Below are 13,951 nucleotides of genomic sequence, written 5' to 3'. Positions count from 1 at the left end.
CAAGGAGGAGCATGGAGAACGCCGGTCGCGTCGGGATCACCTACGCCGATTCCGACCCGTGGTGGCCGGAGCCCCCGCGCCCGCGCGAGGGCAGCCCCGATGTTGTGCTGATCGTGCTCGACGACGTCGGGTTCGGCACGCTCGGCTGCTACGGCTCGGAGATCCGCACGCCGACGATGGACGCGCTGGCGCGCGCCGGGCTGCAGTACACCAACTTCCACGTGACGCCGCTGTGCTCGCCGACCCGGGCGTCGCTGATGACCGGCCGCAACCACCACGCGGTGGGCATGTCGCTGCTGTCCAACGCCGACAGCGGCTTCCCGAGCAAGCGGGGCACGATCAGCCCGAACGCGGCCACCGTGGCCGAGGTGCTCAAGGACACCGGCTACAGCACGGCCTGCTACGGGAAGTGGCACCTCGCGCCGCTCGACCAGACCGGGAGCGCCGGGCCGTTCGACCAGTGGCCGCTCGGGCGGGGCTTCGAGCGCTACTACGGCTTCCTCGAGGGCATCTCCGACCACTTCCACCCGGAGCTGGTGCAGGACAACCAGCGCGTCGACCCGCCGAAGACGCCCGAGGAGGGCTACCACCTCACCGAGGACCTGATCGACCACGCCATCGACTTCGTCTCCGACCAGAAGTCGAACGCGCCGGACAAGCCGTACTTTCTCTACCTCGCCCTCGGCGCCGCGCACACCCCGCACCAGGCGCCCCGCGAGTACCTCGAGCGCGTGCGCGGCCGCTACGACATCGGGTGGGACGAGATCCGCGCGGCCCGGCACCGGGAGCAGCTGCGCACCGGCGTGGTGCCGGAGGGCACCGACCTTGCCCCGCGCAACGAGTCCGTGGTGGCGTGGGACGAGCTCTCCGAGGACGACCGCCGTGCGATGGCCCGGATGCAGGAGGCGTTCGCGGCGATGGTCGAGCACACCGACGACCAGCTCGCCCGGCTCGTCGCGCACCTCGAACGCCTCGGGGTCCGGGAGAACACGCTGATCATCCTGATGTCGGACAACGGCGCCAGCCAGGAAGGTGGGCGCGACGGCACCACCAACACGATCGCCTACGAGAACGGCGACGCGGTCACCACCGCGGACAACCTCGCCGGCCTGGACGACATCGGGGGACCGCGCAACCACAGCAACTACCCGTGGGGCTGGGCGCAGGCCGCGAACACCCCGCTCAAGCGCTACAAGCAGAACACCCACGCCGGCGGGGTGCGGGCTCCCCTCGTCGTCTCGTGGCCCGCCGGGATCGCGGTTCGCGGGGTGCGGAGCCAGTTCCACCACGTCATCGACGTCACCCCGACCGTCCTCGACATCGTGGGGACGGCGATGCCGGAGCTGCGGGCCGGCCGTCCGCAGCTGCCGGTGCACGGGACCTCGATGCGGTACACGTTCGACGACCCCGCCACCCCGTCCCGCCGGCACACCCAGTACTTCGAGATGTACGGCCATCGCGCCATCTGGCACGCCGGCTGGAAGGCCGTGGCCTACCACGAGCGCGGCAGGTCCTACGACGACGACGCCTGGGAGCTCTACCACCTCGACACCGACTTCTCCGAGTGCCACGACGTGGCCGCGGAGCACCCGGAGGTCCTGGCGAACCTGGTCGGCCGGTGGTGGTCGGAGGCCGAGCGCTACGACGTCTTCCCGCTCGACGACCGCAACTTCGCCGAGCGGGCCGCGCGCTACCACAGCGCGACCTCGCCCCGAAGGCGCCGGTCCTACCGCTACTACCCGGGCATGACGCGGGTCCCCGGCGGGATCACGCCACTCGTCTACGACCGGTCCTTCACGATCGACGCCGCCGTGCGGATGGAGCGCGACGACAAGGGGGTCCTGCTCGCCCACGGGGACGTCTGCGGCGGACACGTCCTCTTCGTGAAGGCCGGCGAGCTGCGCTACGAGTACAACCACCAGGGCACCCGCTACCACGTCAAGGGCGCCATCCCGGACGATGCCGCGCCCCGGCGCCTGTCGATGCACTTCACGAAGACGGGCGTGCGGCGTGGCCGCGCGACCCTGCTCTGCGACGGCTCCGAGATCGGCACGGGCGAGATCGCGTCCACCGCCCGGTACCTGATCGGCTGGCAGGGACTCACCGTCGGTGGCGACTCGCTGTCGCCGGTGTCGTGGGACTACGAGGGCGGCTTCCCGTTCACCGGGATCCTGGAGCACGTCGACCTCGCCCTCGCCGCCGACGGCCCGCACGAGGTGCACGAGGTGATCGACTGATCCGGACGGCTGATGTCGCGATCCGGCCGATCTCGCCTGGATGCGGAAGCCCTCCGCGAACGGAATCACCCCCTGCAGCGCGGCGGAACTACGGCTCCTGCGCCCAGACCGGCTTGCGCTTCTCCGCGAAGGCGCGCATGCCCTCCTGGCCCTCCGCACCGGCGAAGAACCGGGCGGACAGCTCCTGCATCTCGGTGAACTGGGCGCCCAGAGCGGCGGGGCGCTCGCGGCGCAGCATCTCCTTGGCGGCGGCCAGGGCCCCGGGGGCACCGAGCCGCAGCATCTCGACGTACCGCGCGACCTCGGCGTCGAGGTCGAACGCCGGGACGGAGCTGTTCACCAGCCCGATCCGCACGGCCCGCGGCCCGTCGAACGTCTCGCCGGTGAGGAACAGCTCGTGCGCCGCGCGGGGCAGCAGCCGCGGCAGCACCACGACCGAGATGACCGCCGGCACCACGCCGATCCGCACCTCGCTGAACGCGAACGTGGCGTCGTCGGCCACCACCGCGATGTCGCAGGCCGCGACCAGGCCGACCCCGCCCGCCCGCGCCGGGCCTGCGACCCGGGCGACGACCGGCTTGGGGGAGGTCCAGATCCGCTCCAGGATCGCGGGGAGCTCGTTGACGCCCTGGTCCCCGGTGCCGGCGTCGCGCGACTCCTTGAGGTCCATCCCGGAGCAGAACACCCGCCCGGTGTGGTTCAGCACGATCACGCGCGCCGCGGCGTCGTCGATCGCCCCCTGCAGGTGCGCGGAGAGCTCCCGGCGCAGCTGCGCGGAGAGCGCGTTGCGGTTGGCGGGGGAGTCGAGGGTGATCGTGGCGACGCCGGCGGCGACGTCGAGGTGCACCAGCTCCGTCATGCCGGGACCGTATCCCGCGCATCGCCCTCGCCGGTGTACGCGCTGGCCTGGAGGGTGAAGAGCTCGTGGTAGGTGCCGCGGCGGGCGATCAGCTGCTCGTGGGTGCCGTGCTCGATGAGCCGGCCCCGCTCCAGCACCAGGATCTGGTCGGCGTGCCTGACGTTCGCCAGCCGGTGCGTCACGAGCACGGTGATCCGGTCGCCTGCCGCGCCCGAGCGGGCGGCGGCGTCGGCGAGCCGCGCACCGCCCGGGTCGGGGTGGTCGAGGCGTCCGATGCGGACGTTGTTCTCCGCGTGCACCGGCCAGCGCAGCGGGTCCTGGAACACCACTGCGACCCACTGGAAGCGGACCGGCTTCGAAGCCTCCGGCTACCGCACGACCGCCTGCACCGCGCCGGTCTGCCGCGACCAGTAGTTCAGCGGCACAACTCTGCGTCGAGCAGCGCGTCCACCGCATCGCCGGGATCACCCGGCCCCCAGGTCACCGACACCGTGAGCTGCCGGTCTCCGCCGGGCGAGACGAACGTCGAGCTCGAGTAGCCCGGGGCGTCGCCGTCCTTGCCCCACGCCGTGCCCCCGCAGGGCAGGGACCGCCGGATGATGCCGAGGCCGTACTCGGAATCGAGGACAGGTGTCCGCATCTCCCGCAGCAGGTGGTCGGGAAGCAGCCGGCCGCCGAACAACGCCTCGAAGAAGCGGTTCAGGCTTCGGGCGGTGGAGATGATGTCACCACCCGCGTTCATGATCGAGGGGTTGATCTCGGTGACGTCCACCAGTTGCTGCTCCCCGTCCCGCTCGATCGCCAGGTACCCACGGGCGTGTGGACCGTGGATGACGGGATCGGTGCCCGGTAGCGAGGTGCCGTGCAGCCGCAGCGGCCGGATGATCCGGCCCTCGATCTCCTCGGCGTAGGCATTGCCGGTCAACCGTTCGACGAGCATCCCGAGGACGAGGTAGTTGGTGTTGGAGTACTCGGCCTTCGCCCCCGGCTCGAAGAGCAGCGGCTTCGCCATCGCGCGGGCGACGAGTTCCGCGGTCGTCCAGGTTCGCCAGCGCAGCTGCAGGAACTCCTCCGAGCGTGGCGACGGCAGCGTGGCGAGCACCTCGAACAGCCCGCTGCTGTGGTTGAGCAACTGCCGGACGGTGATCCGGTCGCCCTGTGGGACGACGCCGGGCAGCCGGCTCTCCACGGTGTCGTCGAGCCCGAGCCGGTGTTCGGCCACCAACTGCAGGACGACGGTCGCGAGGAACGTCTTGCTCTCGCTTCCGACCCGGAAGCGGGCGTCCGGCGGAACCGGCCGATCGGTACCCGCTCGGGCCGTACCGCTCGACATGCGTAGGTGCCGGCCTCCGGACGTGATATCGGCGGTGGCACTGGTCGCTCCCGCCGTGACGACCGCGTCGAGTTCCCGCTGGAGCTCCTGCTGCTCGGCCGGTACACCGTGCTCACCGTTCGCCATCGCGGTCGTGGGTACGGCAGCCAGTGCGACGGTGAGGACGCCCGCCAGTGCGGCTCCGAGAGCCGCGGCCCGCCTCGTCATGCAAACCCCCCTGTTCGATCAACCCCTCGATCCTTTCGTCGCGGTATGACGACCGGCACCGGGACATCCCCCGACTCGGGACTCGGGGAACCCCCTGGGGGGTAGGGGTCTTGATCGGCGCCGACGTGGGCCGGCCCCGGTCGCGAGCGCGATCGTCGAGGCGTCACCTGCTGCGGTGACCGCGGGTCGGGGAGCCTTCGTGCGCCGAGGCGCCAACGGTTTCAGGCGGGGGTGTGCCACCCCTGCGCACGGGGGTTTGCGCAGTGCCGGCCCGGACCCCGGATGTAATCGTTCGACGATGTTCTCCGGACATCGTTCGGCCCCCTGGGCGGTGGCCCTCACCCTGCTGGTCGGAGGTCTTTCGGCGGGAATGCCGGCCCCATCTGCCGCCGCGCCCGCACTGACCGAGAGCGAGGTGACGTTCCAGGGCAGCGGCGTCGAGCTGTCCGGGACGGTGCTCGCCCCCGCCGGCGCCGGCCGCCGTCCGGGCATCGTCATCGTCACCGGAGCCGGGCCGGGACCTCGCGACGACCACCGCGCAGAGGCCGAGGCGTTCGCGCGCGCGGGCATCGTCACGCTCATCTACGACAGGTGATCAGGTCGCCGACCCGGCGGTGCTCGGCCGGCAGGACCCGCTGGGTGGTGAACGCCCGCACCTCCGCCGCGGGGTCGCGCCCTGTGATCAACGTGCTCGTGACCGAGCCCCGGCGCCGGGCCGGCCCGAACGCGGTGACAGCGCCCGCGGCGAGCTGCACGGCGCCCGCGAGCAGCGTGAGCGGCGGCGACGCCCGCCAGGCCCACCGGACGGCGAGCGCGACGGTGCCGGGCACCTTCGCCGCGACCGCCCGCAACCCCGCGTTCGCCGTGGCCGCGTAGCCCTCGGCCCAGCGCTGGGTCTCCATGTCCTCGACACCGATCAGCGGCTCGCCCACCCGCCCCACCCCCGGCGGTCCATGGTGCCGGGTGGGGCCGACGTTCCCGGCCGGATTTACCCGAACCGCTCCCGGAGGTAGGCGGTGGTGGCGTCGTCGGCGGGGAAGAAGCTCTCGATGGCGATCTCGTCGAGCGTGACGTCGAGCGGGGCGCCGAGCACGGCCACCGTGCTGAACAGCGTGAGCTCCTGGTCGGGGTGGCGCAGCCGCAGCGGCAGCACGATCCGGTCGCGCGGGTGGGCGTTCGGGTCGAGGCCGGCGTCGCGGCAGTAGCCGGTGAGCTCGTCGAGCAGGGCCCGCAGCCCGGTGGTCGCCGCGCGCTCGGCCTGCCGGCGCAGCCGGGACACCAGGTGCGCCGCGTACTCGGGCAGGTCGAGGACGTGTGGGGCGAGGCCCCGCGGGTGCAGGCTCACGCGCAGGACGTTCACCGGCGGTGCGAGCAGCGCCGGGTCGACGAGGTCGGTGAGCAGCGCGACCGCGCGGTTGGCGCCGATCATGTTCCAGGACCCGTCGACGAGCACGGCCGGGTACGGCAAGTGGCCCTCCAGGACCCGGTTCAGCGAGCGCTGCACCTCGTTCATCTCGGCGTCGTCGAGCGAGTGCTCGCTGTACGCCGGCGCGAACCCGGCGGCCATCATCAGCTCGTTCCTCCCGCGCAGCGGCACGTCCAGCTCCTCCGCGAGCAGCAGCACCATGTCCCGGCTCGGCCGGGACCGGCCGGTCTCGAGGAAGCTCAGGTGCCGCGCCGACACGTCGGCCTGGATGCCGAGGTCGAGCTGGGTGAGCCTGCGGCGCTGGCGCCAGTCGCGCAGCAGGGACCCGAACGAGGTGCCGGTGACGGTCGCGGCGGTCATGACGACGACGCTAGCGCCCCCCGCGCTGCTGCTCCATGACGTCGCAGGTAATGGACCCGTGTCGGCAGGCCGGGCAGGGTGGTGGTCATGGCCGACGAGCTCACCGCCCAGCTGCACGCAGCGATGCCGTTCACCGCCGTGCTCGGTGCGACGGCGCTGAAGGTGGGGTCGGACGAGGTCGTGCTCCGGCTGGACTGGGACGCCGCCCGCTGCACCTCGGGCGGGCTGCTGCACGGCGGGGCACTGATGGCGCTCGCCGACGCAGCAGGCGGCTGGTGCGCGTTCCTCAACCTGCCCGACGGGGCCAGGGGCACCGCCACCGTGACCTCGGCGACGAACTTCCTGCGGCCGGTGACGGCCGGCCACGTGGAGGCGACGGCCCGTCCGCTCAACGTCGGGCGGACGGTGATCGTGGCCGACACCGAGCTGCGGGACGCCGACGGCCGGCTCGCCGCGCGGGTGACCCAGACGCAGGCGGTGATCCGGTAGCAACCGCAGGTCGCCGAGGTCGAGCCGGATCGGGGAACGGCTCGGCTGCCTCATCGTGCCGGTGACGGCACCGGCCTTCGCCGCCGAGCGCGCGTGGGTGATCCCAGGACGGCCTTGGCGCGGGAAGGGTGCCGTTCGTCGCGCGACAGGTGGGAAGGCCGGGTTGAGGGCCTCGGTGCGGGCGGCGGCGGTGGTAGGCATCCGCCGTGGGAACGATGCGCGTGATCACGCAGCTGGCGACCGGCGGACCGGAGGTGCTCGAGCTCGGCGAGGCGGAGATCCCGCAGCCCCTGCCCACCGAGATCCGGGTACGGGTCGGTGCGGCGGGCGTGAACCCCGTGGACTGGAAGACCCGTGCCGGAGCCGGGATGGCCGCGGTGCTCGGGCCGCCCCCGTTCACGGTGGGTTGGGATGTCGCGGGCGTGGTCGACGCGGTGGGGCCGGGCGTCACGCGGTTCGTGGTGGGCGACGCGGTGTTCGGCATGCCGTGGTTCCCGCGGCAGGCCGGCGCGTACGCCGAGTTCGTGACGGCCCCGTCCCGGCACTTCGCCCACCGCCCGGCCGGGCTGTCCGAGGTGGAGGCTGCCGGTCTCGCGCTCGCCGGGCTCACCGCGTGGCAGTGCCTCGTGGACATCGCGGCCGTGCAGCCGGGGCAACGGGTGCTGGTGCACGCCGCGGCGGGGGGCGTCGGGCACCTCGCCGTCCAGATCGCGAAGGCGCGGGGAGCGCACGTGATCGGCACGGCGTCGGCCGGTAAGCACAACCTGCTGCACGACCTCGGCATCGACGAGGCCGTCGACTACCGCGCGGAGGCGTTCGAGAAGGCGATCGACCCGGTCGACCTCGTGCTGGACCTCGTCGGCGGCGACGTGTCCACCCGCTCGCTCGAGATCCTGCACCCCGACGGCAGGCTCATCTGCCTGCCGTCGGCCGCGGCGGCGGCCGCCCTCGCCGCGGCGGCGGAGCGCGGCCTGCGCGCCACCTCGATGCTCGTCGAGCCGGACGGCGACGGGCTCGAGGAGCTCGCCCGCCTCGTGGACGACCGGCGGCTGCGCGTGCTCGTCGCCGAGACCTTCCCCCTCGAGCGGGCCTCGCACGCCCACCGCGCGGGGGAGCTGGGCCGCACCACCGGCAAGCTCGTGCTCATCGTGTAGGGATCAGGGCCTGCAGCACCGCACCCGGCGGCCCGCCCACCACGGCGAGGGAACCGCCGTGGTGCACGGCGATGTCCCGGGCGATGGCGAGGCCGAGCCCGGACCCGCCTGCGTCGCGGGCCCTGGCCTCGTCGAGCCGGGCGAAGCGGTCGAACACCGCCTCGTGCCGGTCGGCCGGTATGCCCGGCCCGTCGTCCTCGACCTCCAGCACGGCGTCCCCGTCGCGCTCCCGCAGGCCCACGGTCACGACGCCCGCGGCGTGCCGCACCGCGTTGTCGACGAGGTTCGCCACCAGCCTGCCCAGCTGCTCCGCCGATCCGCGCACGACGATCCCGGCGTCGATCCGCAGGTCGACCCGGACGTCCGTGCGCGGCCGGCCGCGGGCGGCCTCCTCCGCGGCGACCTGTCCCAGGTCGACCTCCACGTGCTCGGGCGGCTCGCCGGCGTCGAGCCGGGCGAGGAGCAGGAGGTCGGTGGTGAGGCGTTGGATCCGGTCGACGTCGGCGAGCGCCTCGGCCGCGAGCGGCTGGGGCGGGGCGATCTCCAGGCGGGTGCGCAGCACGGCGAGCGGGCTGCGCAGCTCGTGCGCCGCGTCGGCGACGAACCGGCGGTGCCGCCCGACGGCCTGCTCGAGCCGGTCGAGGGTGCGGTTCGTCGTCTCGGCGAGCAGCCGCACCTCGTCGCGGGTGTGCGGCACCGGAACGCGCCGGTGCAGGTCGGTTGCGGTGATGTCGGCGAGCTCGCGGCGGATCGCCGAGACCGGGACGAGCGCGCGCCCGACCGCGATCCAGGTGAGCGCGGCGACCAGCAGGAGCAGGGCGGGGACGCCGGGCAGCAGCACCGAGCGCAGGGTCTCGAGCGCGTCGGCCGCCGGGTGCAGTGACGCCCTGGCCTGCACGAGCATCGCTCCGTCCGCGGTCACCACGGGCCGGCTCGCCACGGCGAAACGCTCCGTCCGGCCGAAGCTCGGCGTGGCGGGCGCTGGGGCTCCCGGTTGCGCGGGCTGCACGACGACGTCGGGCGCGACCACCAGCCGGGGCTCCGCGGCGGGCGCCGGTGGCGGCGCCACGGTGAGCAGCTCCGCGGTGAGAGCGGCCCGGCGCTCCGCCTCCGCGGTCGCGCTGTCGGCCAGGCTGTCGGCCAGCACGCCGGCGAGCACCGCGGACGCGATGCCGAGTGCGACGGCGACGACGGCGGTGGCCGCGAGCGTCGTCCGCAGCCGCACCGACATCCGCGGGTGCGCCCTCATGGAGTGGCCTCCAGCCGGTAGCCGGCGCCGCGCACCGTGACCAGCGACGTTCGTCCGAAGGGCGCGTCGATCTTGCGCCGGAGTGCGCTGACGTAGACCTCGACGATGTTCGGGTCGCCGTCGTAGGCGAAGTCCCACGCCTGCGCGAGCAGCTCCCGCTTGGACACGACCTCGCCCGCCCGCCGGGCCAGCCCGTGCAGCACGGCGAACTCCTTCGGCGTCAGCGCGATGTCCACCTCACCCCGCCGGCAGCGCAGGCCGGCCGGGTCGAGCGTCAGGTCGCCGACGGCGATCGACACCGGCCGGGCGGGCCCGCCCCGCCGCACGAGCGCGCGCAGCCGGGCCAGCAGCACCACGTAGGAGAACGGCTTCGACAGGTAGTCGTCCGCCCCGGTGTCCAGCGCCTCGGCCTCGTCGTGCACCCCGTCCTTCGCGGTGAGCATGAGGATCGGCGTCCAGTTCCGCGCCGTGCGCAGCTCGCGGCAGACGGCGTAGCCGGACAGCCGCGGCAGCATCACGTCGAGGACGATCACGTCGTAGGCGTTCTCGGTGGCGAGCCACAGCCCGTCCCTGCCGTCGTGCGCGACGTCCACCGCGAAGCCCTCGTTCGCCAGGCCGCTCGCGAGCACGTCGGTCAGCCGTCGCTCGTCGTCCACCAGCAGCATCCGCACGGCGGGAGTCTCGCGCGTCCGCCTGAGCCGAACCTGAAGACGCGTTCGGGCGCGTTCAGGCTCGGTTCAGCCCGCCCCGGTGATGCTCCCCTCGTCCCTGAAGATCGAGTGGAAGGTGGACGATGCGCAAGCCAGGTGGATGGCCGGCCGGCGGAGCCGGCGGGGTGGGCAAACGCAGCATCGCTGTGGCCGTGCTGGTGGCGGCGGGCCTGTCCGTCGCGACGGCCGGCGCGGCCTCGGCGGGCGAACCGGACGACGAACGCGAGCCGTTGATCGTGACCTGCGAGAACGGTGAGCTCGTGACGCGCGAGCCCACCGACGAGGAACGCGAGCGGCTCCGAACCCTGCCGGCCCCGCCCGAACGTCCCCGGGTGGAGGAGGGGAGGCGGCAGCGCGTCGAGCCGGGCGGGGGAGACGCCCGCGTCCTACCCGAGGGGGGAGTGATCCGGGTCGCGCCCGCCGAGCCCGCGGGTCCGCCGCCCGTGACGTGCGACGCCGACGGACCGCGGGAGCCGCGCCTCGAGCGGGTCGAACCGGCGGTGCCGGCACCACCGCGCTGAGGGTCGGCGTGGCGGTCGGGGGGCCGCCACCCCGGTTCAACGCACGGCGCTTCGCGCGGGCGCTGTGCTGGTGATCCGCTCGCTCATCCGGTCACATCGGGGATGGTCAGCCCCTGCCGCATCGCGAAGACGACGAGCTGCGCCCGGTCGCGGGCGGCGAGCTTCACCATCGCCCGGCTCACGTGGGTGCGCACGGTGTCCGGGCTCAGCACGAGCTCGCGTGCGATCTCGTCGTTCGAGAGGCCCGTGGCGACCCAGGCGACCATCTCGCGCTCCCGCGTGGTCAGCGAGTCCCACGCGGCGCGCGGCGGCGTCGGCCCGGCGAGGTGGCGCCCGAACATCCGGACCACCCGGCGCGTCACCGACGGCGAGAGCAGCGCCTGGCCCGCGGCCACCACCCGGATCGCCCGGACCAGCTCCGCCGGCACGTTGCTCTTGAGCAGGAACCCGCTCGCCCCGGCCTGGAGCGCCTCGGCCACGTAGCGGTCGATCTCGAACGTCGTGACGACGATGACCCGCGTGCCGGCCAGCCGAGGGTCGGCGGCCACCGCCCGCAGCACGCCGATCCCGTCCAGCCCGGGCATCTTCAGGTCGAGCAGGAGCACGTCCGGGCGGGCCGAGCGCACGACGTCGAGCGCACCGGCGCCGTCGTCCGCCTCGCCGACGAGCTCGAGATCGTCCTCGCGGTCGACGAGGACCCGAAGGCCCATCCGCACGAGCTCGTCGTCGTCGGCGAGCGCGACCCTGATCACCGGCCACCTCCGTGGGGGAAGGTGGCCGCCACCTCGTAGCCGCCGGTGGACCGCTCCCGCGCGGTGAACGTGCCCCGCAGCTCCTCGACCCGCTGCCGAAGGCCGTTCAGGCCGCGCCCGGGCGCGGCCGCACCGCCGGTGCCCCGGTCGCGCACGGCGACCGACACCTCGCGCGCCCCGTACTCGATGTCCACCTCCGCCGCCGTCGGCCCCGCGTGGCGCAGCACGTTGGTGAGCGCCTCCTGCACCAGCCGGTAGACGGCGGCCGACTCCCGGTCGCCGAGCACGGCGGGGTCGCCGGTGATGCGCAGCGCGACCGGCAGCCCCCCTGCCCGCACGCGCTCGACGAGATCCGGGACGTCGCGGGCGGTGGACACCCCCGCGTGCAGCGTGTCGAGGACGGCCTGCAGCTCCTGCAGCGCGTGCTCGCTGGCGGACCGGATCGCGTCGAGCGACACCCTGGCCTGCGCCGGCTGCTCGTCGAACACGGTGAGCGCGACGCCGGCCTGCATCGCCACCACGGCGAAGCCGTGGCCCGCGATGTCGTGGACCTCGCGCGCCACCCGCAGCCGTTCCTCGTCGGCCCCGCGGGCCAGCAGCGCCGCGCGCTCCCGGGTCACGGCCTCGGCGCGCATCCGGGTCAGCGCACCGGCGAGCGCCGGCACCGCGACGAACACACCCGGCCACGCCAGCAGGACCGTCACCGCCACGGCGTGCGGCACCGCGTCCAGGCGCGTCCCCAACGCCGCGGCCAGCGCCGCGCCTGCCGCGGCGCAGACCGGTGCGGTGATCCGGGCGCGGCGGTGCCGGGCGAGGGCGAAGCAGGCGAGCACGACGAAGGAGAGGATCGGCCCGTAGGGCTGGCCGGCGAGGACGTAGCCGACGACGGTGGCGGTCGCGGCGGCGGCCGACACGGCAGGTGCGGCGTTGTGGAAGCTCCACGCCGCAGCGGCCACCAGGATCGCCGCCACCCCTCGCGCGTCGAACACCGCCTGGGACTGGAGCCGGGCGACGAGCGCGGTGCCGGCCAGCACCACGACGGCCAGCACCGCGGCCGCGACGGCGATGCGGCCGCGCACCGCGCCGCGCCCGGTCCGGGAGATCACGAGCGCCGAGGCTAGCGGCCCGCCGCGCGCCCCGGACCTCGCCGGACCCGACCTACGCGGATCTGCGTAGCGCCGGTGCCGCTCCCGGGCGGACGCGCCCGGGCGGCGCCGTCCCTAGCGTCGGCGACGGCCCGCAGGAGCGGGCCGACCAGAACCTTGGGGGTAGCCATGTTCCGGATCCTCGCCGACCGCCTGCGGCGCACGGTCCTCGTCAGCCTGGTGGTCTCGGCCGTCGGGATCCCCGTGCAGATCCTCGGCGGCTGGGACTACCCGGTCGTCCCGCCGGGGATGCTGATCCTGCTGGTGGCGGGCGCCGCCGCCCTGCTCCCGGTGCGCTGGGCGCCCGCGATCTCGCTCGTGGCGGGCGGGTTCATCCTGGTCGGGTTCTTCGTGGTGGGCGACGCCGCGAACATGCTCGGCAGCCAGAACGCCCTCGTCACCGTGGGGAAGTGGGTGCAGATGGTCGCACTCGTGGTGGGCGTCGTCGCGGCGGTCGGTTCCCTCGCGAAGCCCCCCGTGCCGCTGGGGCGCGACCGGACTCGGCCCGCTTGACGGACGCCGCGACCGCCGATCCTGATCATCGATCGGAGCCGTCCACCGCAGCCGTTGCGGTGATCGGCGGGCGAGGATGCCCCGTTCGTCGGTACCGGCACGTGCCGGCGCGGTCCCACTGATCTCTTGGACGACCGCCCGCCGGGGGACAGGACGTGACCGTGCGGTGAACGGCGAGCGGTCGACGGCCCTGTGACCAGGCTCTCGCGTTCCTGCCGCTCGTCGCGTGACTCCGGCCAACGGCCTCAGCCGGCGCTGCCGCGGCTTGTTCAACGCCCGGCGCCCGCTAACGTTGCTCCCGGATCGATAACGACCCGGTCACGAAAACCGGACACGGACCGAACGCCCCCCGACGGTCCGCCCGCACCCCCGAGCGGGACGTCCGGGCCGGGTCGCCACGAGATCCGGAAGGAAAGGTCGTGGCTCGGCACCGCTCCCCCCAGGGCCGGCGCGCGCACCTCGGGCCCCCGCTGACCGCCGCACTGGCGGCAGCGGGGGTCGGTGGCGCCCACCGGTCGGTCCCCGTCCAGCAGCTGACCTCGTCGCTGCCCGCACGGTTCGTCGCCACCGTCGTGGCCGGCGGAGCGCTCGCAGCCACGGCTCAGCACGCCCTCGCCCAGACGCTCCCCGTCGCCGCGGACGGCGCCGCCCTGCGCGTCGCCGTCGAAGAGCTCCTGGGTACCGAACCCGCGTCGGAGGGTGCGGACGCGTTCGACGTCACCGAGGCGGTCTCGGCGGCGTTCACGCCCGTCGCCCCCGCCGCCGAGGCGATCGGCGCGCTCGCCGACCTCCCCGTGGCCGACGCCGCGTCACTCGTGAAGGCCGCCGACATGCAGCGGGCGGCCGCCGAGGCCGACGCGGCCCGGGCCGCTGCGGACGCAGCCGAGGCGGCGAAGGCCGCCAGCGCCGCCGAGGCGGCGGAGGCCGCCCGCGCGGCCGAGGCGGCGGAGGCCGCCCGCGCGGCCGGGGCGGCGGAGGGCGCCCGCGCGGCCGTGG

The 13,951-nt window shown here is 74.3% G+C and carries 15 protein-coding genes and 1 pseudogene; 7 read left to right on the top strand and 9 right to left on the bottom strand.

The window, feature by feature from the left end:
- Positions 1–11 precede the first annotated feature (11 nt).
- On the top strand, positions 12–2,237 hold the full coding sequence (locus ABEA81_RS38095) for an arylsulfatase (protein ID WP_345612231.1): 2,226 nt from the start codon (positions 12–14) through the stop codon (positions 2,235–2,237).
- Positions 2,238–2,325: 88 nt separating this feature from the next.
- On the opposite strand, the gene ABEA81_RS38090 is transcribed toward ABEA81_RS38095, so the two are convergent.
- The 3 genes from ABEA81_RS38090 to ABEA81_RS38080 form a co-directional block, all read right to left on the bottom strand.
- Entirely contained in the window at positions 2,326–3,096 is a 771-nt protein-coding gene (locus ABEA81_RS38090; RefSeq protein ID WP_345612229.1) for an enoyl-CoA hydratase-related protein, read from the bottom strand.
- Positions 3,093–3,425, bottom strand: coding sequence for a hypothetical protein (locus ABEA81_RS38085; protein WP_345612227.1), 333 nt, complete (start codon positions 3,423–3,425; stop codon positions 3,093–3,095). Before ABEA81_RS38085 ends, ABEA81_RS38090 begins: the two co-directional genes overlap by 4 nt.
- An 86-nt stretch (positions 3,426–3,511) precedes the next feature.
- Positions 3,512–4,636 (bottom strand): serine hydrolase domain-containing protein, encoded by a 1,125-nt coding sequence (locus tag ABEA81_RS38080; RefSeq protein ID WP_345612226.1) that lies wholly within the window; start codon positions 4,634–4,636, stop codon positions 3,512–3,514.
- A 370-nt stretch (positions 4,637–5,006) separates the two neighbouring features.
- Here ABEA81_RS38080 and ABEA81_RS38075 point away from each other — a divergent pair, with 370 nt between their 5' ends.
- Positions 5,007–5,231: a hypothetical protein gene (locus ABEA81_RS38075; RefSeq protein ID WP_345612224.1), complete on the top strand. Its 225-nt coding sequence runs from the start codon at positions 5,007–5,009 to the stop codon at positions 5,229–5,231.
- On the opposite strand, the gene ABEA81_RS38070 is transcribed toward ABEA81_RS38075, so the two are convergent.
- Together ABEA81_RS38070 and ABEA81_RS38065 are read right to left on the bottom strand one after the other, a co-directional pair.
- Positions 5,215–5,568: a hypothetical protein gene (locus tag ABEA81_RS38070; protein ID WP_345612223.1), complete on the bottom strand. Its 354-nt coding sequence runs from the start codon at positions 5,566–5,568 to the stop codon at positions 5,215–5,217. The genes ABEA81_RS38075 and ABEA81_RS38070 overlap by 17 nt on opposite strands.
- A 56-nt stretch (positions 5,569–5,624) precedes the next feature.
- The gene (locus ABEA81_RS38065; protein ID WP_345612222.1) at positions 5,625–6,422 is read right to left on the bottom strand and encodes a helix-turn-helix domain-containing protein; all 798 of its coding nucleotides are present in this window, start codon (positions 6,420–6,422) and stop codon (positions 5,625–5,627) included.
- 87 nt (positions 6,423–6,509) lie between these two features.
- Here ABEA81_RS38065 and ABEA81_RS38060 point away from each other — a divergent pair, with 87 nt between their 5' ends.
- Together ABEA81_RS38060 and ABEA81_RS38055 are read left to right on the top strand one after the other, a co-directional pair.
- Positions 6,510–6,911 carry a PaaI family thioesterase gene (locus ABEA81_RS38060; RefSeq protein ID WP_345612220.1) on the top strand — a complete coding sequence of 134 codons (402 nt, stop codon included), beginning with the start codon at positions 6,510–6,512 and terminating at the stop codon, positions 6,909–6,911.
- Between the two features lie 215 nt (positions 6,912–7,126).
- Positions 7,127–8,065 carry an NADP-dependent oxidoreductase gene (locus ABEA81_RS38055; protein WP_345612339.1) on the top strand — a complete coding sequence of 313 codons (939 nt, stop codon included), beginning with the start codon at positions 7,127–7,129 and terminating at the stop codon, positions 8,063–8,065.
- On the opposite strand, the gene ABEA81_RS38050 is transcribed toward ABEA81_RS38055, so the two are convergent.
- Both ABEA81_RS38050 and ABEA81_RS38045 read right to left on the bottom strand, forming a co-directional pair.
- Positions 8,055–9,314, bottom strand: coding sequence for a sensor histidine kinase (locus tag ABEA81_RS38050; protein WP_345612217.1), 1,260 nt, complete (start codon positions 9,312–9,314; stop codon positions 8,055–8,057). The two genes, ABEA81_RS38055 and ABEA81_RS38050, sit on opposite strands and share 11 nt — an antisense overlap.
- On the bottom strand, positions 9,311–9,985 hold the full coding sequence (locus ABEA81_RS38045; protein WP_345612215.1) for a response regulator transcription factor: 675 nt from the start codon (positions 9,983–9,985) through the stop codon (positions 9,311–9,313). The genes ABEA81_RS38050 and ABEA81_RS38045 overlap by 4 nt, the downstream gene beginning before the upstream one ends.
- Positions 9,986–10,107: 122 nt before the next feature.
- Between ABEA81_RS38045 and ABEA81_RS38040 the strand changes: the two genes are divergently transcribed.
- Positions 10,108–10,545 (top strand): hypothetical protein, encoded by a 438-nt coding sequence (locus tag ABEA81_RS38040; RefSeq protein WP_345612213.1) that lies wholly within the window; start codon positions 10,108–10,110, stop codon positions 10,543–10,545.
- Between the two features lie 83 nt (positions 10,546–10,628).
- On the opposite strand, the gene ABEA81_RS38035 is transcribed toward ABEA81_RS38040, so the two are convergent.
- Positions 10,629–11,297 (bottom strand): response regulator transcription factor, encoded by a 669-nt coding sequence (locus ABEA81_RS38035; RefSeq protein WP_345612210.1) that lies wholly within the window; start codon positions 11,295–11,297, stop codon positions 10,629–10,631.
- Complete coding sequence (locus ABEA81_RS38030) at positions 11,294–12,403, bottom strand: sensor histidine kinase (protein WP_345612208.1); 1,110 nt, start codon at positions 12,401–12,403, stop codon at positions 11,294–11,296. The genes ABEA81_RS38035 and ABEA81_RS38030 overlap by 4 nt, the downstream gene beginning before the upstream one ends.
- Positions 12,404–12,571: 168 nt before the next feature.
- Here ABEA81_RS38030 and ABEA81_RS38025 point away from each other — a divergent pair, with 168 nt between their 5' ends.
- Together ABEA81_RS38025 and ABEA81_RS38020 are read left to right on the top strand one after the other, a co-directional pair.
- A complete protein-coding gene (locus ABEA81_RS38025) occupies positions 12,572–12,955 on the top strand; it encodes a hypothetical protein (protein ID WP_345612206.1) in 384 nt (127 codons plus the stop codon).
- Between the two features lie 419 nt (positions 12,956–13,374).
- Positions 13,375–13,951, top strand: a pseudogene (locus ABEA81_RS38020) (hypothetical protein); the annotation flags it as partial.

The organism is Pseudonocardia adelaidensis (genome assembly GCF_039543345.1).
GTDB lineage: Bacteria > Actinomycetota > Actinomycetes > Mycobacteriales > Pseudonocardiaceae > Pseudonocardia > Pseudonocardia adelaidensis.
This window is presented reverse-complemented; position numbering and strand designations above follow the sequence as displayed.

Excerpts from the sequence above, each read along its gene's own strand:
- ABEA81_RS38095 (WP_345612231.1), top strand. The coding sequence starts at position 12 with ATGGAGAACGCCGGTCGCGTCGGGATCACCTACGCCGATTCCGACCCG.
- ABEA81_RS38090 (WP_345612229.1), bottom strand. The coding sequence starts at position 3,096 with ATGACGGAGCTGGTGCACCTCGACGTCGCCGCCGGCGTCGCCACGATC.
- ABEA81_RS38080 (WP_345612226.1), bottom strand. The coding sequence starts at position 4,636 with ATGACGAGGCGGGCCGCGGCTCTCGGAGCCGCACTGGCGGGCGTCCTC.
- ABEA81_RS38075 (WP_345612224.1), top strand. The coding sequence starts at position 5,007 with ATGCCGGCCCCATCTGCCGCCGCGCCCGCACTGACCGAGAGCGAGGTG.
- ABEA81_RS38065 (WP_345612222.1), bottom strand. The coding sequence starts at position 6,422 with ATGACCGCCGCGACCGTCACCGGCACCTCGTTCGGGTCCCTGCTGCGC.
- ABEA81_RS38060 (WP_345612220.1), top strand. The coding sequence starts at position 6,510 with ATGGCCGACGAGCTCACCGCCCAGCTGCACGCAGCGATGCCGTTCACC.
- ABEA81_RS38055 (WP_345612339.1), top strand. The coding sequence starts at position 7,127 with ATGCGCGTGATCACGCAGCTGGCGACCGGCGGACCGGAGGTGCTCGAG.
- ABEA81_RS38050 (WP_345612217.1), bottom strand. The coding sequence starts at position 9,314 with ATGAGGGCGCACCCGCGGATGTCGGTGCGGCTGCGGACGACGCTCGCG.
- ABEA81_RS38040 (WP_345612213.1), top strand. The coding sequence starts at position 10,108 with ATGCGCAAGCCAGGTGGATGGCCGGCCGGCGGAGCCGGCGGGGTGGGC.
- ABEA81_RS38025 (WP_345612206.1), top strand. The coding sequence starts at position 12,572 with ATGTTCCGGATCCTCGCCGACCGCCTGCGGCGCACGGTCCTCGTCAGC.